Below are 18,657 nucleotides of genomic sequence, written 5' to 3' on the forward strand. Positions count from 1 at the left end.
GTTGCTTGGTCATCTGACACCTCGATATGGCGAGCATTCTCGCCTAAATGAGTGTCCGGTTTCATTAGACCACTACAGCTGGACCTACAAGGCCACACCCTTGAGGAGATCCGTGAGTACTTTGAGGTCACCCAGGCCCGCCGCCGTGAGGCCAAGAAGGTACGCGAAGCTAAGGCCCGTGAGGCTACTGGGAACAGAAACCCTCACTGAGGTTACAGAACACCACCCCTTTACTTTCCACCACCAACATTGTGAGAGCCGCATGAGCTGACACACATTTACGATTGAAATTAAGGAGACCACCACGATGACCACGGAGACCACCACTGCACCGACCATCCTGACCGCTGAGGCCTTTGCTGCCTTGCAGGTTTCTATCCGCGCTGACCTTGCCGTCATTCCGTCCCGCCCTTGCCCGCCTGAGGTGGACCCTAACGACTTGCCTGCCTGGGTCGAATGGATGACCACCACTGAGGAGCCGCTGAGTGAGCTGGCAGAGCGCTACAAAGTTTTCCCTACAGCGCAGCATCTGAGCGCAGCAACCATCGTGGGGGCCCTTGGGGCGAGCGTGGACGTTAGCCGACTTATGAATATGTGGGCTGACTTTTATGAGGGCCGCCCTGAGGCCCTGCAAGGTCACGGACTGAGCCGCGTCAAGATCATCCTTGAACAGCGCCGATGGGCCGCCCGCTCGTTGCCCCTGGGACTGCCCCCTATCGAGGTCTGCCGTACCCTGTGGGCATTGGACCCTGAGAGCCCTACAGGCTTGCGTTCTGTCCGCACCCGGAAGGCCCTCAAAGGTGAGCCCCGTGCTAAAGGGTCGGTCATTGTGTACCGGCCTGCCACTGGCGAGAAATTCAGCTTTGACCCTGAAGACATCGTATTTGCCCTTGAGGAAGACCTTGACGGGAACGAGCTGACAACCTTTGAGCGTGCCGAGCTGGCACGTATCGAACAACTAAAGGAGGACCGTGAGTCTGTGACCACTATCACCGAGGCCGAACTACAGGCCATCAATGAAGAATTCCCAGCGGCTGCCCGCCTTGCATTCATCGACATGCGCCTACGCTATAACAACCGCCGTTGTGAGTTCCGTACCTGGGACCATGAGGCCAAGCGTGTCACCTTCGATGCACCGGCTGTCCTGGCTGACATGCGTAGCTATGTGGGTGTTCGTACCGTTGAGCGCTTTGAGCGACTGGTAGAGCAGGGCATTGACCTTGCGGGCATCCTTTGCGCCCACCTACGCATCCCTCTGATTAAAGGCTCCCTGATGTTCCAAGACCCGGACAACACCGCGCAGGGTCGTATCTAAGGTCATCCTAAAGCAACCACACACCTCCACCTTCCTGGGCTCACTGAGAGCCTGGGCGGCACCCTATCGACCTCTAAAAGGAGAACCCTTATGACAACCACACAGATGACCGCAACCCACGCTATCGCTATCACCCTGGGCGGTGAACACCGAACCGTTAAGGACCGCGCTGAGATCATTCTGAACAACCTTGAAGAATCCGGCGCAGTGACCAAAGCGCCACACCTTGGCGGTTTTCGTTGGGCCTTGACCAGTCCTCACCCGTCCTTTCCCGGTGACGTTGTGGCCGAGCATGGTTTCTACCTGAACGCCTCACAGGCTCGCTATGAAACCCTTTTGGTCTCCCCGGCGATTGGCTTAATGCTGGCCGCTGTGGTCCGCAAGCCTGGGCACATGGCAAAGGTCGTCGCACTGACAGCGACGTGACCGAGCTTCAAGAGCCCTCAATGGGTCCTCAACCCTAAGCCCGTATCTCAATCCCGTTTCACCTCACTAAGGAGAGAGTAGAGCGTCCCGTTAACTAAGTCTGTCCGATACGGCACAGCGCAGCGTGAGTCTGACCAAGTATGAGTCAGCAGCGCGGGACACCTTCGGCCCACACCACCAACACACAAAGGAGAGCTACCACCATGAAACTCAATATTTCCCGTTTGTCTGAAACCAAGTATGAAGTCCAAGGCCAAGAGGTCACCAAGGAATTTGCCGAGGGTGCAATGCTGGCCGGTCTGTTCGCTGCCTGTGGTCGCAACGTAGACCGCATGACTGAAATCTGTGACCAGTATGAAGCTGTCGGCCTGTCGCCGCGTGGCTTCCCTGACGAGTTCCGCAAGGTCTCTATTCAACGCGCTGAGGTTAGCCGTGAGGAAGAAAAGCGCCGTAAGGACGCTGCGTTCTTTGCTGAGCGCAACCGTCAAATGGCTGAGGCACATGACCCGCTGGCAATCGCCCGTAAGAAGGCTGAGCGTGAGGCCAAAGAGGCCAAGATTCGTGCCCATGGTCAGAACATCCGTGCGGCCCGTAATGGTGGCCGTTCAATCATGGCGTGGGATGAAAACGACACCTGGATCTAATCCCAGGGTCACCCTTAGAGCCACCCGCTGAGGGCCCCTCTGTGGACCTTCACGCCTCATCAAGAACACCTGCAAGACACCTTGTCGACTTAGCCCATTCAGGCGCTGAGCGAGACCCTATTGATTCCCTAAAGGAGATTCCCACATGTCTAAAGTAAAACTGAACCAAGCAACCGGCACCATTAACCGCAACACTGACCACCGTGACGCCCGTGACCGTTTCGCCATGCCTGACCGTATGCACGTTGAGTCGGTCGTTGAGGGTTCCACTGTGGCCCGTTTCAGTGACTCCCGTTTACGTCAAGGCGCTGCACCTAACGAACTGGACTACGTGGCCTTCATGCAGAACGGTATCAACACTTACCTCAACTCCGAGGACTGGCGTGAGGCTGCTGAGGAGGCAATCTCCTGTGAGTTCCGTCCTACAGGTACTGAGCCGACCGTGCAACAAGTGGCCCTACTGGAAAGCCGAGACATCGAGTTCGACCCACGCACCTCCCTGTATGACCGTTCGCAAGTGGTCACCAAGGGTAAGGCCATCGCCGGTGACTTCCTGTTCTCTGAGCCTTGCAGCACTGCCGCCCTGTTCTCGACCCGCCTGACTGTGCTGGATGAAAACGTCATCGCAGGCTTCACCGCCAACGGCGCAGAACAAACCATCGTCAAGCTGCTGACTGACTTCCAAATCCAGTGCAACACCACCGTGGCTAAGATCCTGGCTAAGACCGCCAACCTGCGTAAGGTCAAGGCAACCATGCCTAAAGGCGCACCGCGTGAAGTCGCTGAGGACCTTATCGACATCCTGGCCGTCAACGTAGACACCGCCTTTGGTTCAGGTCTGGATGACTTCACCTACATGCTCCCAATCAGCATGGGGCCGACCCTTGATCGTGCCGCACAGCGTGCTGGCGTAGAGGACGTGTCCGAGTTGATCGGCGCGGGTATCCAGTACCACAGCGGCCCTAAAGGTCTGATCTTTATGGTCCCTAACGCCTTCGCCATGCTGTCTTTCCGTGAGCAACGTGACGGCGACATCTGGTCGACCCATGTTACCCGTAACCCAGCCATCCAAGGTTTCGACATCGAGATTAGCGGTGTGGCTGACGTAGTGGCTAACGCTATGGTCCGCCTCAAGATCGCCAACCCAGCCGACCCTAAAGAGAAGCTGCAAACCGAGACCGTCAAGTATCCAGTGGTTACCTTGATCGAACTGGAAACCAAGTGACACCCGATGCACCTACAGGGCTCCCGCAAGGGTTCCTTGTGGGCTTCGATAAGATCCCTTTCGGTCCTCTGATATGAGGTCCTTGAGGAATAAGGTTTCACCAAAACACTAATCCACTGGATTTATACGCCGGGTGACTGTGAGGGATCTTATCGAAGTCTTGACGCTTCACCATCTCCCGACCCTATGAGGGGCCCGAACGTCCAACCTAAGGAGGCCTGTCTATGGCAAAGGTCAAACTCCACGCCATGCCGCTGACTCTTGTCGGTGTGACCATCCTGGCAATACACACACCTTGGGGCCTGAACCCTATGTACTCCCTTGCGGAGATCGTCGGGGCGACCCCTGGGGCAACCTACACCCTGAGCAACTACCGGGCCGATATTGGGCCGCCTGTCTCCACCAATGATGCCTATTGGCGTAGCGGGGCCCTGAGTGGTTCCACTGCCTGGGCCATCCTGGCTACTCGCCTGAGACAACTGGGCAAGATCCCGGCTGACTCATTCCCTGATACACCGCATGCCTACTCGACCCAATCCGAGGAGAACCGCCGTGTGGTCCTTGAGCTGGTCCGGGGGGCTGCTCGTGACAACTGGGATACCGTTAAAGGTGCCCTTGCTGATGCTGTCGAGTATGACGGCCCAGTGCGTGTACCTATGTGGCTCTCAACGGCTGCGCAATGATGGCCCCTTAGGCGCTCCTGTGTGAATTGGCAAGGTGACGGCCCTGGGGTCTCCCTTACTTTTCAAGGAGGAACGCCTACCATGAAGAAAGAAACCCTAAAGGCCGTCCTTATGGCGACCCTCAAGACTAAGGCCTTCTGGCGTCTGGTCGGTACTGTGGCCTTGCTGATTGGCTTAACGTCCCGGAGTGGATGCTTGAGCTGATCTCTGAGGTTGTCCGGGAGGTGCTGTCTGACCTGGGCACAGGCATAGCCGCTGCTGTACTGACTGCCCCGTGGGTCACTCTTGTGGCCGCTGTGTGATGACCTGACAGACCCTGAGCTGTGGCCCTATAGCCACCTTTGGGTATGTCAGTTGGTTGTCACTGTGTCAGTTTGATAGCGTCAAAATCTCAATCCCGGATCCCCTCACTAAGGAGAGAGGAGAGAGGAGAGAGGAGAGAGGAGAGACCTCCCTGATAGTCCCTTAATGACCTCTCTATGAGCGTTACCTTAAAGGTCCCTTAGGTTCGCAATCCGACACTGACCGTCGATAGTTAACGCCAATCCCGTGGAACTTCAGCCAGGATACTTCGAGAGCCTTAATGGCACCTCATCGGGTTCCTCAGTGATTGGTGATTATTGCTGATAAGCATCACCTCCCTTAACTGTATCGTTGAGGCCTCACTGGCTTGTCCTTTATCCCTATTCGCATCCTGAGACCCTACGGTCTACGGGTTATGGTGGCCTGTCTCCCAGGAGGCGTATGGATGTTATAGAGGTCAAGGCCAGTGAGTCTTATAAGACAGCTCACTATCTCTCTTTAGAGCCCCAGGGCATGACTTGCTGGCTACTCAACGTTGACTCAAAGACGCCCCAAGGGTGATGAGAAAATGACACAAAAATCTGAGTGACCACCTGTAATTACTAACCTGCGCGCTTACCCCCGTAGGCCCTCGCATGCTCGCCCAGGCGCACGATAAGGACCCTTGCGGGCAGGCGATAAGGACCCCAGCGTTGGGATAAATGTGAGCCAAAGCTGTTACAAATCGGGGTCCTATGGTGCTACGCTATGGGCTCCTAACGTGCCTCATCAGGTCGGTGTAAGGATCGTATCCTTCGCCTCTGGCAGCATCCCTGGATAGTCCAGCGTGTAGTGCAGACCCCGAGATTCCTTACGTTCCATGGCAGACCTGATCATCAGTTCCGCTACTTGGGCAAGGTTCCTCAGTTCAATCAGGTCTCTGCTTACTCGGTAGTTGCTGTAAAACTCGTCGATTTCATCCAGCAACAAACGCACGCGATGCTGGGCGCGTTGCAGGCGCTTGTTGGTGCGCACGATGCCCACGTAGTCCCACATGAAGCGCCGCAACTCATCCCAGTTGTGGGCGATGATCACGTCTTCATCCGAGTCGGTAACCTGGCTGGCGTCCCAACTTGGCAAGGCCACTGGAATGGCCACTTGTTGCAACTGCGAGAGGATGTCGTCAGCGGCTGCACGGCCATACACAAAGCATTCCAGCAGCGAGTTGCTGGCCATGCGGTTGGCGCCATGCAGGCCGGTGAAGCTGGTTTCGCCAATGGCATACAGGCCCGGGACGTCGGTTCGGCCATGGGCGTCCACCATCACCCCGCCACAGGTGTAATGCGCAGCCGGTACTACCGGGATAGCCTGGCGGGTGATGTCGATGGAAAAGCCGAGGCAGCGTTCATAAACAGTCGGGAAGTGGGTTTTGATGAATGTTTCGGACTGATGGCTGATGTCCAGATAAACGCAATCAATGCCCAGGCGCTTCATCTCGTGGTCAATGGCACGGGCGACGATATCGCGAGGCGCCAATTCACCTCGAGGGTCGAAGCGGTGCATGAATCGCTCGCCATTCGGCAGTTTCAAATGAGCGCCTTCGCCCCGCAGGGCTTCGGTGATCAAAAAGCTTTTGGCTTGCGGGTGGTACAGGCAGGTGGGGTGAAACTGATTGAACTCCAGGTTCGCCACCCGGCAACCGGAGCGCCATGCCATGGCAATGCCATCGCCACAGGCGCCATCGGGGTTGCTGGTATAAAGGTAGACTTTGGCAGCTCCGCCGGTCGCCAGAATAGTGAAGCGCGCCCCGAACGTGTCAACTTCACCGGTACTGCGATTGAGAACATAGGCGCCCAGGCAGCGATCGCCTTCCAGCCCCAGCCTGCGTTCGGTAATCAGATCCACAGCGACCCGTTGCTCGAGCAGCTCAATGTTGGGCCGCTGCTGTGCCTGTTCGAGCAAGGTTTTGAAAATGGCGGCGCCGGTGGCATCGGCTGCGTGGATGATGCGCCGATGGCTGTGACCGCCTTCGCGGGTCAGGTGGAACTCAAACCCGGCATGTAGCGGGTCGGCAGGTTCATCGCGGGTAAAGGGCACGCCTTGATCGATCAGCCACTGAATGGCTTCGCGACTGTGTTCGACGGTGAAGCGCACGGCGTCTTCATGGCACAGGCCGCCACCGGCGTTAAGGGTGTCTTCGACATGGGATTGAACGGTGTCGGTGTCATCCAGCACGGCGGCCACGCCACCTTGTGCCCAGAACGTCGAGCCATTGGCCAGATCGCCCTTGCTGAGGACTGCAATGCGCAAGTGGCTGGGCAAGGTAAGCGCGAGGCTCAAACCGGCAGCGCCGCTGCCAATCACCAGCACATCGTGTTGAAAATGTTGGCTCATTCTTCTGACGTCCGCAAAAAAAGCGCCCACTAGTATATAGAGGGGGGGATCGGCACAATAGCCGGGCCTTTATGGCATTGTGAAACTACAGCGGGCACGAAGTGTGCCTCACTCGTGAGGCATCTGTATGCCGATTTGCAGAATAAATCTGCCAGCATCGGCCGGGCTGAACGCTTGTAGGGCTCCATTTCGATGCAGTCAAACAATGCGCGGCACCTCTGTCGGATTATTGAACTTTTTCTATAGGCCAATGTTCCATAGAGGGTTGCCCATCATGAAGGGGAGCAGCGTTGGCTTTGAAGCGGAGCTTGCGGTACGGCTTCAGCCGGTAAATTCAACGACAAGATTATCGACGCAGCCGGCCAGGCCCGTGCTGCGTTTTCGTGCGTGCCAAATCCGAGTGCGCAGGAAACTTGCCAGGGGGGAGAGAACTTTTGCGTAAAGCCCGAGTCTATGTTTGCAAGCCTGATCAATTAGCAAAGCAATCACCCTCTCGGTCTTATGAGGAGTATTCATGCTAACCCAGGAAGAGGATCAGCAGCTGGTCGAGCGCGTACAGCGTGGCGACAAGCGTGCATTTGATCTGCTAGTGCTGAAATACCAGCACAAAATTCTCGGGTTGATCGTGCGTTTTGTGCACGACACCCATGAAGCCCAGGACGTTGCACAAGAAGCCTTTATCAAGGCTTACCGGGCACTTGGTAATTTTCGCGGTGACAGCGCCTTTTATACATGGCTGTACCGAATCGCCATTAACACGGCGAAGAATTACCTGGTTTCACGCGGTCGACGTCCGCCTGACAGTGATGTGAGTTCTGAGGACGCTGAGTTTTACGATGGTGACCATGGCCTGAAAGATCTTGAATCACCGGAGCGCGCATTGCTCCGTGACGAGATTGAAGGAACCGTTCATCGCACGATTCAGCTATTACCAGAAGATCTACGAACGGCGTTAACTTTACGCGAATTCGACGGTCTGAGTTACGAGGACATTGCGAGCGTCATGCAATGTCCGGTGGGTACCGTGCGCTCCCGGATTTTCCGCGCTCGGGAAGCCATCGATAAAGCCCTGCAACCTTTGTTGCAGGAAACCTGAGACAGCGGCGACAGCCAAGAGAGGAACCGCCATGAGTCGTGAAGCCCTGCAGGAATCGCTGTCCGCGGTGATGGATAACGAAGCGGACGAACTGGAATTACGTCGGGTGTTGAACGCCTTTGACGATGCGCATACACGTGATACCTGGTCCCGTTACCAGGTAGCCCGTGCGGCGATGCACAAGGATTTGATGATTCCCAAGCTGGACATCGCATCTGCCGTATCGGCCGCCTTGGCCGAAGAACAAACCCCGGTCAAAGTGGCCCGTGGTCCCTGGAAGAGCATTGGCCGTCTGGCTGTCGCGGCTTCAGTGACCGTGGCAGTTCTGGCGGGCGTAAGGCTTTACAACCAGGATGACATCGTGGGTGCTGAACTGGCCCAGCAAGGCACTCAGCCAAGCATGAGCGCACCGATGGTCAAAGGTCCGGCAGTGCTGGCTAACTACAGCGAAAGTGCTGATCAGGCCACAGGCCCGATGGCTAACGGTGTATTGCAAGGTCAGTCGGGCTGGCAGGATCAACGTTTGCCTGGCTACTTGCGTCAGCATGCCCAGCAAGCTGCGATGAAAGGCACTGAAGGCGTACTGCCGTACGCACGTGCAGCCAGTCTGGAAAACCGTTAAGCCCCATGCGCGTCCTCCCTCTGTTACCGCTGTTGCTCAGTGGCTGGTTTACAGTACCAGCCCATGCCGATGAAGCTCAGGACTGGCTCAAACGTCTTGGGCAGGCCGAGCAACAGCAGAGCTATCAAGGCACTTTCGTTTACGAACGTAACGGTAGTTTTTCTACCCACAGCATTTGGCACTTGGTGCAGGATGGGAAGGTTCGTGAGCGTTTGTTGCAACTTGACGGTGCTGCTCAAGAAGTGGTGCGCACGGATGGCCGCACCGAGTGTGTTACCGGCAAGTTAGTGTCGGGTCTTGCAGGTGTGTCGGCTGCCTCGGCACGCATACTGGATGCCGATAAAGTCAGCAATTGGTATAGCGTTGCCAAAGCGGGTGATTCACGTGTGGCGGGACGGCCGGTTGCTGTTATTTCACTGACCCCGCGCGATCAGCACCGGTATGGCATTGAACTGTATCTGGATCGCCAGACAGGCTTGCCGCTGAAGTCATTGCTGCTCAATGACAAAGGGCAGTTGTTGGAACGTTTTCAGTTCACGGACCTTGATCCACGGACGCCCGATGCCGAGTTGCTCAAGCCGACTGTTCAATGTCGTCCGATCAACCTTGCTGAGTCCAAAGACCAAGGCGTCAAAGCGACTCACAGTTGGCATTCGGAATGGCTTCCGCCCGGTTTTGAGTTGGTCAACAGTACTGCACACCGAGATCCGAAGAGCAAATCCGAAGTCACCAGTCTCCTGTATGACGATGGCCTGACTCGATTCTCTGTCTTTCTGGAGCCTCTGAATGGCGCTTCAGCCCCCGACACACGGGTTCAGCTAGGCCCTACTGCGGCGGTTTCACGGCATCTTACGACCAGCGATGGCGATATTCTGGCCACTGTGGTCGGGGAGATCCCGATCGGAACTGCTGAACGCATTGCCCTGAACATGCGTGCCGGTCAGGCACCCGCACAGGCTAAGCCATAGTGGTGCGCAGAAATGTCTGGTGATGAATTTCATTTGCCAAACCTTTCATCTTTTTCTATAGGTCAGAGCCCTAAAGGCTCTGGCCTTGTTTGTTTTCGGGTATCCAAAAATTGGGTCTATGCTTTGACCTGGATCTTTGGATACCAGCCGCTTAACTCTGCTTGCTATTAACGGGAGCTGTATGTCGATGCCTCGATTGAAAAATTATTTACCCATTTTTGCGGCCGTGATGATGTTAGGGCAGGCAGTTCCGGCCTTGGCAGATGCGCCCTTGGTGCAGCTGCCGGACTTTACGCAATTGGTGGAACAAGCCTCCCCGGCAGTCGTGAACATCAGCACCACGCAAAAACTTCCCGAGCGTCGGGTCTCCAACATGGGGCAAATGCCTGACCTGGAAGGCTTGCCGCCAGGCCTGCGTGACTTCTTCGAACGCAGCATCCCGCAGGCACCGCGCAGCGGCGGCGGGCGTCAACGTGAAGCCCAGTCCTTGGGTTCGGGATTCATCATTTCTCCCGATGGCTACATCCTGACCAACAATCACGTAGTGGCGGATGCGGATGAAATCATCGTTCGTTTGTCAGACCGCAGCGAAATGAAAGCCAAATTGATCGGCACTGACCCGCGTTCTGACGTGGCGCTGCTGAAAATCGATGGCAAAAACCTGCCTGTGCTCAAACTCGGCAAGTCGCAGGACTTGAAGGCTGGCCAGTGGGTGGTTGCAATCGGTTCGCCGTTTGGCTTCGACCACACCGTGACCCAAGGCATCATCAGCGCCATCGGGCGCAGCCTGCCGAACGAAAGCTACGTACCGTTTATCCAGACCGACGTGCCAATCAACCCGGGTAACTCTGGTGGTCCGTTGTTTAACCTGGCCGGTGAAGTGGTCGGGATCAACTCCCAGATCTACACCCGCTCAGGCGGCTTTATGGGTGTTTCGTTCGCTATCCCTATCGATGTCGCGATGGACGTGTCCAACCAGCTTAAAAGCGGTGGCAAGGTTAGCCGTGGCTGGCTGGGCGTAGTGATTCAAGAGGTCAACAAAGACCTGGCTGAATCCTTCGGTCTGGAAAAACCCGCTGGCGCGCTGGTGGCTCAGGTATTGGAAGACGGACCGGCTGCCAAAGGCGGGCTGCAAGTGGGGGATGTGATCTTGAGCATGAACGGTCAACCGATCGTCATGTCAGCTGATTTGCCGCATTTGGTAGGCGCACTCAAAGCCGGGAGCAAGGCGAGCCTTGAAGTCGTTCGCGACGGCAAGCGTAAAACCCTCGACCTGACCGTGGGTGCGATTCCTGACGAAGGCAAGGAAATGGATTCCCCAAGTGGCGCAGAACGCAGCAGCAACCGTTTGGGTGTATCTGTGGCGGACTTGAGTGAAGAGCAGAAGAAAGCCAATGACATCAAAGGTGGCGTGATCATCAAGGATGTTCAGGATGGCCCGGCTGCCCTGATTGGTCTGCGTCCTGGCGATGTCATCACGCACCTTAACAACCAGGCGATCAGCGATGCCAAGCAGTTCACTGAAATTGCCAAGGCATTGCCTAAGAACCGTTCGGTGTCGATGCGCGTACTGCGTCAAGGTCGTGCGAGCTTCATCACCTTCAAGCTGGCAGAGTAAGCCGTCAGATTGTATCGGTGGCGACGATGATCGAAACCTGACGCAACCGCTGTAATGAAAAAACCCGTATCGAGAGATACGGGTTTTTTTGTGATGGCTTATTTCTTTTTTTGCTTGGGAATTCTGACTAATTTCGTGCCGGAGTACATGTCATGCCAGGTGCGTTTTTGTTTATCGAAGAGTGACCAGACGAAGCCGAGCCCGAAACATAGCCACGAACCGATCGACACAATAAACCGCAGCAGCGCCTGCCACAGGCTGATAGCCGTTCCGTCTGCATTCTGGACACGAACGCCCCACACCTGCATGCCAAGGGTTTGCCCGGAGTGCGTCCAGAACTTGGCAAAGAACCCGAACAATACAAAAAACAGAATAGTTGATAACAAGGGATCGCCGTCCAGTGCGCCGGTTTCGGACAAGGCACGCATTTTGGCCTCGCCGATAAACGCCATCATGATCAGTTTGTAAATGAACGTGGTAACGATCATCAGCGCCGTGCACAGCAAAAAATCGTAGAACATGGCTGCCAGGCGGCGCCCCAGTCCAGCGGCGGGAAACGCGCCTTGAGGGCTTAAAGGTTGTTTCGACATGGCAGGGTCTCTGAAGGAAAAAAGCCATCTTACGGAATTACGCCCATAAAAAAGCCTCTGATGTCACCATCAGAGGCTTTTCTGTACGAGAACGTTAAGCTTCGGCTTGAACTTCGTCAGCCTGCATGCCTTTTTGGCCCTGCACAGCGATGAAGGTCACTTTCTGGCCTTCTTTCAGGCTTTTGAAACCGTTGCCCTGAATGGCACGGAAGTGCACGAACAGATCCGGACCGCTTTCCGGCGTAATAAAACCAAAACCTTTCTCATCGTTAAACCACTTAACGGTACCGCTCTGACGTTGGGACATTTCTTAATTCCTTGACGCTAACAATTAATGACAGTCTCTTTCACAGGAAAGAGTACTGGTGCTGGGTTGCAGGAAAGTAAGAGACGTCGAACGGGTTGTAGCAAACTTAGAGCTACTGCCCAGGTCACGATTCCAGCGACCCATGCAAACACAGTGGGCAAACTCTACGACAACTTAGATGATAAAAACAAGCCCCGAAAATAAACCGTCCATCCCTGCTTTTCAAAGGCTATGACTTTTTTTTAAAAGCGCTTGCGGTATAGAACGGTTCAATTGTTTTCATAATTAAACGCGGGGTTTCACTATCGAAAGTGTGCACACTTATGTGGCAGTTGCATGACGCGCCGGTGGGCTGAACATGCAACTGTGTAACTTTCAGTGAAGCGTTTAACCTCTGTAATAACGCTGTGGCACAAACGGCATTTTCGACACTTTCATCGCGACTCGCTTACCGCGCACGATTGCCCATACATCGGTGTCCACGGGCGTATAGGCGAAGTCCAGATAACCCATGGCCAGCGGTGCGCCCAGCGTAGGACCAAACCCTCCGCTGCACACATTGCCAATCACATTGCCCTGCGCATCTACAATCTCGGCCCCTTCGCGCACGGGTGTTCGTTCTTGGGGCAGCAGGCCGACCCGTTTGCGTGCAACGCCGTTCTGTTGTTGGGCGAAGATCGTTTCGGCCCCCGGGAACCCTCCTGCACGGGGTCCGTCTGCGCGGCGGGCCTTTGAGATGGCCCATAGCAGACTTGCTTCAATCGGAGTGGTGTGCGCATTCATGTCATGACCGTACAGACACAGCCCTGCTTCCAGTCGCAGCGAGTCACGTGCGCCAAGGCCAATGGTCTTTACTTCGGGTTGGTCGAGCAGATGACGCGCCAGTGTTTCAGCCTGTTCGCGGGGTACTGAAATCTCAAAACCGTCTTCACCGGTATAGCCGGAACGACTGACGTAGCAGTCCGCGTCCATCAGGTTGACCGGGGCGAATTGCATGAACGTCATCTTCGCCACTTCCGGGGCCAGACGCGCCAGCACCGTGACGGCTTCGGGGCCTTGCAAGGCGAGCAGGGCGCGTGACTCAAACGGCGGCTCAATCTTGCAGCGATCACCCAAGTGCTGACGCAGATGCGCGAGGTCCTGCGCCTTGCAGGCTGCGTTGACCACCAGAAACAGCTCATCATTGCCCAGGTTGGCCACCATCAGGTCATCCAGAATGCCGCCTTGTGGGTTGGTAAACATGGCATATCGTTGCATGCCCACCGGCAGGTCGAGGATATCCACCGGGACCAGCGTCTCAAGGCCTTTTGCCGCCTGGGCGCCGCGCAGGCGGATCTGGCCCATGTGCGACACATCAAACAATCCGGCGTGTTCGCGGGTGTGTTGGTGCTCCTTCATCACGCCCAGCGGGTACTGCACCGGCATGTCATAGCCGGCAAACGGCACCATGCGCGCGCCGAGCTCAAGATGCAGGGCGTGCAGCGGGGTTTTAAGCAGTTGTTCGGTAGACATTCATGACTCCTTGAAAATCAGCACTCAATAATGTTGACGGCCAGGCCACCGCGAGCCGTTTCTTTGTATTTGCTTTTCATGTCGGCGCCGGTCTGGCGCATGGTGCGGATCACCTTGTCCAGCGAAACAAAATGCTGACCGTCGCCGCGCAGGGCCATGCGCACGGCGTTGATGGCTTTCACTGAACCCATGGCGTTGCGCTCGATGCAAGGCACTTGCACCAGCCCGCCAATGGGGTCACAGGTCAGCCCCAAGTTGTGCTCCATACCGATTTCAGCGGCGTTTTCGACTTGCTGCACAGTACCGCCGAGTACTTCGCACAGGGCTCCTGCGGCCATCGAGCAGGCCACCCCGACTTCGCCCTGACAGCCAACTTCGGCCCCTGAGATCGATGCGTTTTCTTTGTACAACATGCCAATGGCCGCCGCCGTCAGCAAAAAGCGCACGACGCCCTCTTCATTGGCGCCCCCGATAAAGCGCATGTAGTAATGCAGTACCGCCGGAATAATGCCGGCCGCGCCGTTGGTAGGGGCTGTGACCACCCGGCCACCGTTGGCGTTTTCTTCGTTAACGGCCAGCGCGTACAGGTTCACCCAGTCGAGTACTGACAGCGCGTCGCGCAATGAGGCTTCAGGGTTGGTGCATAACTGGTGATGCAAGGCTGCAGCCCGGCGTTTGACCTTCAACCCGCCTGGCAGGATGCCTTCATGACGACAGCCCGCGCTGACACAGTCCTGCATCACTTGCCAGATCTTCAGCAAACCGCTTCGGGTCTCGGCTTCAGGCCGCCACGCACGTTCATTGGCCAGCATGACCTGGCTGATCGACAGGTTGTGGGTGACGCAGTGGCGCAACAGGTCTTTGGCTGTCTTAAACGGGTAGGTGAGTTCGGTACTGTCCTCGACGATCCGGTCAGCTCCCGCCGCCCCTTCGTCCACCACGAAGCCTCCCCCCACCGAGTAATACTCGCGGCTGCGGACCTGAATACCCGCCGCGTCAAGGGCGCGAAAAATCATGCCGTTCGGGTGGTAGGGAAGGGGTTTGCGAATCATCGCCAAGTGCAATTTTTCGTTGAATTCGATGCTGTGGCAGCCCAGCAGGTTCAAGTGTCCGCTGTGGCGAATTGTGGCCAGACGTTCGTCCACGGTGTCCGTATTGACGGTATCCGGGTGTTCGCCTTCGAGCCCCAGAAGTACGGCCTTGTCGCTGCCGTGACCTTTACCTGTGGCTCCGAGCGAGCCATACAATTCCACTTTGACGCAGGCTGTTTGCTGCAAGAGTTCATCACGCTGCAACCCTTCAACAAACCGTGCTGCAGCCCGCATGGGGCCGACAGTGTGTGAGCTGGAAGGGCCGATGCCAATTTTGAACAGGTCGAACACGCTTAACGCCATGGGGTTCTCCGGTTTCTTATAAAGGTATTGGCATAAAGTCGATAAGCCCGCCGGATCGGTTTAACCCGCTCCGGCGGGGGATGGGTGATGTCAGGCCTCCTGATAGCTCTCGATGGATGGGCACGCGCAGACCAGATTGCGATCGCCAAACACGTTATCGACACGACCAACCGGCGGCCAGTATTTGCCATCGATCAATGACTCGACCGGGTACACCGCCTGTTCGCGGCTGTACGGGTGGGTCCATTCGCCGACCATTTCCGCCGCCGTGTGCGGGGCGTTTTTCAACGGGTTGTCTTCTTTGTCCAGCGTACCGTTTTCAACCGCGCGGATTTCTTCGCGAATGCGGATCATGGCGTCGCAGAAGCGATCCAGCTCGTGTTTGGACTCACTCTCGGTAGGTTCGATCATCAGCGTGCCGGCCACCGGGAACGACATAGTGGGCGCATGGAAGCCGAAGTCGATCAGGCGCTTGGCCACGTCATCTACGCTGATCCCGCTGCTGTCCTTGAGCGGGCGCAGGTCGAGGATGCATTCGTGCGCCACCAGCCCGTTGCTGCCCGAATACAGCACGGGGTAGTGCTCTTCGAGGCGGCGGGCGATGTAATTGGCATTGAGAATGGCCATTTGCGAAGCGCGCTTGAGGCCTTCGCCGCCCATCATGCGGATGTACATCCAGGTGATGGGCAGAATGCTCGCGCTGCCAAACGGTGCGGCGCACACCGCACCCTGTTTGCGAGGCAAACTGGCATGGCCTGGCAAGAAGGGGGTCAAGTGCGACTTGACGCCAATCGGGCCGACGCCCGGGCCGCCGCCGCCGTGGGGGATACAAAAGGTTTTATGCAGGTTGAGGTGAGACACGTCGCCACCGAACTTACCCGGTGCGCACAAGCCCACCATCGCATTCATGTTGGCGCCGTCGATGTACACCTGACCGCCGTTGTCGTGAATGATGCCGCAGATTTCACGGATACCCTCTTCGAACACGCCGTGGGTCGACGGGTAGGTAATCATCAGTGCTGCCAGATGTTCACGGTGTTCGATGGCCTTGGCACGCAGGTCTTCAATGTCAACGTTGCCGCGCGCGTCGCAGGCCGTGACCACCACGCGCATGCCCGCCATGTTGGCGGTCGCCGGGTTGGTGCCGTGGGCGGAGGACGGGATCAGGCAGATGTCGCGGCGCTCGTCGCCACGGCTCTGGTGATAGGCACGAATGGCCAGCAGCCCGGCGTATTCGCCCTGTGAGCCTGCGTTGGGTTGCAGGGAAATGGCGTCATAACCGGTGGCGGCGCACAGCATCGCTTCCAGTTCAGCCGTGAGCTGCTGGTAACCCTGACTTTGCTCGGCCGGAGCGAACGGGTGCAGGTTGCCAAACTCGGCCCAGGTCACCGGGATCATCTCGCTGGCCGCGTTGAGTTTCATGGTGCAAGAGCCCAGCGGAATCATGGTGCGATCCAGTGCCAGGTCCTTGTCTGCCAAACGACGCAGGTAGCGCATCAGTTCGGTTTCAGAGTGATAACGGTTGAACACCGGGTGGCTGAGGATCGGCGATTGGCGCAGCAGGGCGGCGGGCAGGGTGCCGTTCACGTGGGCGGCCAGGGTGTCGAAGTCCGGCAGTGCTTGCCCTTCTGCAGCGAGCAGGGCCCACAGCGCAGTGACATCGGACGGGCCGCAGGTTTCATCCAGCGACACGCCCAGACGCTCGTCATCCACCACGCGCAGGTTGATGCGTTTGGCATGCGCGTTGGCATGCAGGGCCGCTGTGTGGGCGCCTGTGTGCAGGGTCAGGGTGTCGAAAAACTCGATCTGCTCCACGCTCAGCCCCAGTGCAGTCAGGCCCTTGGCCAGAATGGCCGTAAGCTGATGGACGCGCCGGGCAATTTGAGCCAGGCCCTGAGGGCCGTGGTAGACGGCGTACATGCTGGCGATGTTGGCCAGCAACACTTGCGCGGTGCAGATATTGCTCGTGGCCTTCTCGCGGCGGATGTGCTGCTCGCGGGTTTGCATGGCCAGACGCAGCGCAGGTTTGCCGTGACGATCCACCGACACACCCACCAGACGCCCCGGCATGTCGCGTTTGAACGCGTCACGGGTAGCGAAATACGCTGCATGCGGGCCGCCGAAACCCAGTGGCACGCCAAAACGCTGTGCGCTGCCGATGGCCACGTCGGCCCCGAATTCGCCCGGAGGCGTCAGCAGGGTCAGGGCCAGCAAGTCTGCAGCCACGGCCACCAGGGCGTGGGCGGCGTGAAAGCGCTCGACCAGCTCGCGGTAGTCGAACACATCGCCGTTGCTCGCCGGGTATTGCAGCAGTGCGCCGAAGAACGGGGACAGGTCGCTCAGACTGCGTTCGTCGCCTACGACCACCTCGATGCCCAGCGGTTCTGCACGGGTGCGTAACACGTCGAGGGTTTGCGGGTGGCAATGGCGCGATGCAAAGAATGCACGGCCGGATTTGTTTTTGCTCAGGCGTTTGCAGAAGGTCATGGCTTCAGCCGCAGCGGTGGCTTCGTCGAGCAACGAAGCGTTGGCAATCGGCAGGCCGCTGAGGTCGCTGATGAGGGTCTGGAAATTGAGCAGCGCTTCCAGACGCCCTTGGGAAATTTCCGGCTGGTATGGCGTATACGCGGTGTACCACGCCGGGTTTTCCAACAGATTGCGCAAGATCGGCGCGGGCGTGTGGCAATTGTAATAGCCCTGGCCGATGTAGGTTTTACAGAGCTGGTTTTTACCGGCGATGGCTTTGATCGATGCCAATGCATCGGCTTCGCTTTGCCCAGCGGGCAGGTTGAGCACGCTGGTGCCCTTGATGCTCTCAGGGATCACACTGGCGCTCAGGGCCTCCAGCGAGTCAAAGCCCAGCGTGGCGAGCATGGCCTGTTCATCGGCGTGATCAGGGCCGATGTGGCGCGCGATGAATTCGTTGGCGGTACTCAGATTAACGGTCATGGCGCTGTCCTCAGGCTTGGGCATTGGCTTTGATCAGGCGGTCATAGGCGTCCTGATCCAGCAACTGGCCGACAGCGCTGGCGTCTGCAGGGATGAAGCGGAAGAACCAGCCTGCGCCCAGTGGATCTTCGTTGACCTGTTCGGGGCTGCTTTCCAGTACCGGATTAACCTCCACCACCTCGCCGTCCAGGGGCATATACACGCCGCTGGCGGCCTTGACCGACTCAACGGTGGCGGCTTCTGCGCCTTTTTCGTAAACCTGCAACTCGGGCAATTGCACAAACACCACATCGCCCAGAGCGTTTTGCGCAAACGCGGTAATGCCCACGGTCACGCTGCCATCGGCTTCGGCGCGTAGCCATTCGTGGTCTTCAGTAAAACGCAATTCGCTCATGGAAACTCCTCAAGGCCAGACTCGTCTGGTGGTCGCAGGTAAGTACTCGTGCATGGACGAGCGCATTGAGGATTGCTTTGCAAGATAGTTGCCACTATTAAAAAGTTGTTATTTATCAAGCTGTTGCGTGATTGAAAAAGTGCGTGGCGCGGTGAGGCTGTAGCGAAATCGCTACACGGGGGGCGGGTTTAAAAAAACGAAGTGGATCAAAGCCTTGCAGCAGTGCGTCATCCTTGGT

16 protein-coding genes are annotated in these 18,657 nt (G+C 57.1%); 9 read left to right on the plus strand and 7 right to left on the minus strand.

Features of this window, described 5'->3' with window-relative positions:
- Positions 1-307: 307 nt before the first annotated feature.
- The 5 genes from CJF39_RS15470 to CJF39_RS15490 all read left to right on the plus strand — a co-directional run bounded on the left by CJF39_RS15470 (position 308) and on the right by CJF39_RS15490 (position 4,293).
- Positions 308-1,315, plus strand: a complete 1,008-nt coding sequence (locus tag CJF39_RS15470; RefSeq protein WP_094994203.1) for a hypothetical protein — start codon at positions 308-310, stop codon at positions 1,313-1,315.
- A gap of 90 nt (positions 1,316-1,405) precedes the next feature.
- Positions 1,406-1,741: a hypothetical protein gene (locus CJF39_RS15475; RefSeq protein WP_094994204.1), complete on the plus strand. Its 336-nt coding sequence runs from the start codon at positions 1,406-1,408 to the stop codon at positions 1,739-1,741.
- A 203-nt stretch (positions 1,742-1,944) separates the two neighbouring features.
- On the plus strand, positions 1,945-2,385 hold the full coding sequence (locus CJF39_RS15480; protein ID WP_034118612.1) for a hypothetical protein: 441 nt from the start codon (positions 1,945-1,947) through the stop codon (positions 2,383-2,385).
- 145 nt (positions 2,386-2,530) lie between these two features.
- Complete coding sequence (locus CJF39_RS15485) at positions 2,531-3,610, plus strand: hypothetical protein (RefSeq protein ID WP_249275373.1); 1,080 nt, start codon at positions 2,531-2,533, stop codon at positions 3,608-3,610.
- 224 nt (positions 3,611-3,834) lie between these two features.
- Positions 3,835-4,293 (plus strand): hypothetical protein, encoded by a 459-nt coding sequence (locus CJF39_RS15490; RefSeq protein WP_094994205.1) that lies wholly within the window; start codon positions 3,835-3,837, stop codon positions 4,291-4,293.
- Positions 4,294-5,364: 1,071 nt separating this feature from the next.
- Here CJF39_RS15490 and nadB read toward each other — a convergent pair.
- Complete coding sequence (nadB, locus tag CJF39_RS15495; protein WP_094994206.1) at positions 5,365-6,969, minus strand: L-aspartate oxidase; 1,605 nt, start codon at positions 6,967-6,969, stop codon at positions 5,365-5,367.
- Between the two features lie 514 nt (positions 6,970-7,483).
- Here nadB and rpoE point away from each other — a divergent pair.
- The 4 genes from rpoE (at position 7,484) to CJF39_RS15515 (ending at position 11,273) form a co-directional block, all read left to right on the plus strand.
- Positions 7,484-8,065, plus strand: a complete 582-nt coding sequence (gene rpoE / locus CJF39_RS15500) for an RNA polymerase sigma factor RpoE (protein WP_047277106.1) — start codon at positions 7,484-7,486, stop codon at positions 8,063-8,065.
- Between the two features lie 31 nt (positions 8,066-8,096).
- Entirely contained in the window at positions 8,097-8,687 is a 591-nt protein-coding gene (locus CJF39_RS15505) for a sigma-E factor negative regulatory protein (protein WP_094994207.1), read from the plus strand.
- 5 nt (positions 8,688-8,692) lie between these two features.
- A complete protein-coding gene (locus CJF39_RS15510) occupies positions 8,693-9,655 on the plus strand; it encodes a MucB/RseB C-terminal domain-containing protein (protein WP_094994208.1) in 963 nt (320 codons plus the stop codon).
- 187 nt (positions 9,656-9,842) lie between these two features.
- Positions 9,843-11,273 (plus strand): DegQ family serine endoprotease, encoded by a 1,431-nt coding sequence (locus CJF39_RS15515; RefSeq protein ID WP_432760247.1) that lies wholly within the window; start codon positions 9,843-9,845, stop codon positions 11,271-11,273.
- Positions 11,274-11,371: 98 nt separating this feature from the next.
- On the opposite strand, the gene CJF39_RS15520 is transcribed toward CJF39_RS15515, so the two are convergent.
- From CJF39_RS15520 to gcvH, 6 genes are all read right to left on the minus strand, one after another.
- Complete coding sequence (locus CJF39_RS15520; protein ID WP_094994210.1) at positions 11,372-11,863, minus strand: RDD family protein; 492 nt, start codon at positions 11,861-11,863, stop codon at positions 11,372-11,374.
- 94 nt (positions 11,864-11,957) lie between these two features.
- Positions 11,958-12,170, minus strand: coding sequence for a cold-shock protein (locus tag CJF39_RS15525; RefSeq protein WP_007977299.1), 213 nt, complete (start codon positions 12,168-12,170; stop codon positions 11,958-11,960).
- Positions 12,171-12,557: 387 nt separating this feature from the next.
- Positions 12,558-13,682 carry a glycine cleavage system aminomethyltransferase GcvT gene (gcvT, locus tag CJF39_RS15530; RefSeq protein ID WP_094994211.1) on the minus strand — a complete coding sequence of 375 codons (1,125 nt, stop codon included), beginning with the start codon at positions 13,680-13,682 and terminating at the stop codon, positions 12,558-12,560.
- A 17-nt stretch (positions 13,683-13,699) separates the two neighbouring features.
- Complete coding sequence (locus tag CJF39_RS15535; RefSeq protein WP_094994212.1) at positions 13,700-15,076, minus strand: L-serine ammonia-lyase; 1,377 nt, start codon at positions 15,074-15,076, stop codon at positions 13,700-13,702.
- A gap of 90 nt (positions 15,077-15,166) precedes the next feature.
- Entirely contained in the window at positions 15,167-18,025 is a 2,859-nt protein-coding gene (gene gcvP / locus CJF39_RS15540) for an aminomethyl-transferring glycine dehydrogenase (RefSeq protein WP_094994264.1), read from the minus strand.
- 10 nt (positions 18,026-18,035) lie between these two features.
- A complete protein-coding gene (gcvH, locus tag CJF39_RS15545) occupies positions 18,036-18,419 on the minus strand; it encodes a glycine cleavage system protein GcvH (protein ID WP_094994213.1) in 384 nt (127 codons plus the stop codon).
- Between the last annotated feature and the right edge of the window lie 238 nt (positions 18,420-18,657).

The sequence above is a fragment of the Pseudomonas lundensis genome (assembly GCF_002269125.1).
GTDB lineage: Bacteria > Pseudomonadota > Gammaproteobacteria > Pseudomonadales > Pseudomonadaceae > Aquipseudomonas > Aquipseudomonas lundensis_A.

Bases quoted from the DNA above. Each gene is read 5' to 3' on its own strand.
- gcvH (WP_094994213.1), bottom strand. From the start codon at position 18,419: ATGAGCGAATTGCGTTTTACTGAAGACCACGAATGGCTACGCGCCGAA.
- rpoE (WP_047277106.1), top strand. From the start codon at position 7,484: ATGCTAACCCAGGAAGAGGATCAGCAGCTGGTCGAGCGCGTACAGCGT.
- CJF39_RS15510 (WP_094994208.1), top strand. From the start codon at position 8,693: ATGCGCGTCCTCCCTCTGTTACCGCTGTTGCTCAGTGGCTGGTTTACA.
- nadB (WP_094994206.1), bottom strand. From the start codon at position 6,969: ATGAGCCAACATTTTCAACACGATGTGCTGGTGATTGGCAGCGGCGCT.
- CJF39_RS15520 (WP_094994210.1), bottom strand. From the start codon at position 11,863: ATGTCGAAACAACCTTTAAGCCCTCAAGGCGCGTTTCCCGCCGCTGGA.
- CJF39_RS15525 (WP_007977299.1), bottom strand. From the start codon at position 12,170: ATGTCCCAACGTCAGAGCGGTACCGTTAAGTGGTTTAACGATGAGAAA.
- CJF39_RS15470 (WP_094994203.1), top strand. From the start codon at position 308: ATGACCACGGAGACCACCACTGCACCGACCATCCTGACCGCTGAGGCC.
- CJF39_RS15485 (WP_249275373.1), top strand. From the start codon at position 2,531: ATGTCTAAAGTAAAACTGAACCAAGCAACCGGCACCATTAACCGCAAC.
- gcvT (WP_094994211.1), bottom strand. From the start codon at position 13,682: ATGTCTACCGAACAACTGCTTAAAACCCCGCTGCACGCCCTGCATCTT.
- gcvP (WP_094994264.1), bottom strand. From the start codon at position 18,025: ATGACCGTTAATCTGAGTACCGCCAACGAATTCATCGCGCGCCACATC.
- CJF39_RS15480 (WP_034118612.1), top strand. From the start codon at position 1,945: ATGAAACTCAATATTTCCCGTTTGTCTGAAACCAAGTATGAAGTCCAA.
- CJF39_RS15475 (WP_094994204.1), top strand. From the start codon at position 1,406: ATGACAACCACACAGATGACCGCAACCCACGCTATCGCTATCACCCTG.
- CJF39_RS15535 (WP_094994212.1), bottom strand. From the start codon at position 15,076: ATGGCGTTAAGCGTGTTCGACCTGTTCAAAATTGGCATCGGCCCTTCC.
- CJF39_RS15490 (WP_094994205.1), top strand. From the start codon at position 3,835: ATGGCAAAGGTCAAACTCCACGCCATGCCGCTGACTCTTGTCGGTGTG.
- CJF39_RS15515 (WP_432760247.1), top strand. From the start codon at position 9,843: ATGCCTCGATTGAAAAATTATTTACCCATTTTTGCGGCCGTGATGATG.
- CJF39_RS15505 (WP_094994207.1), top strand. From the start codon at position 8,097: ATGAGTCGTGAAGCCCTGCAGGAATCGCTGTCCGCGGTGATGGATAAC.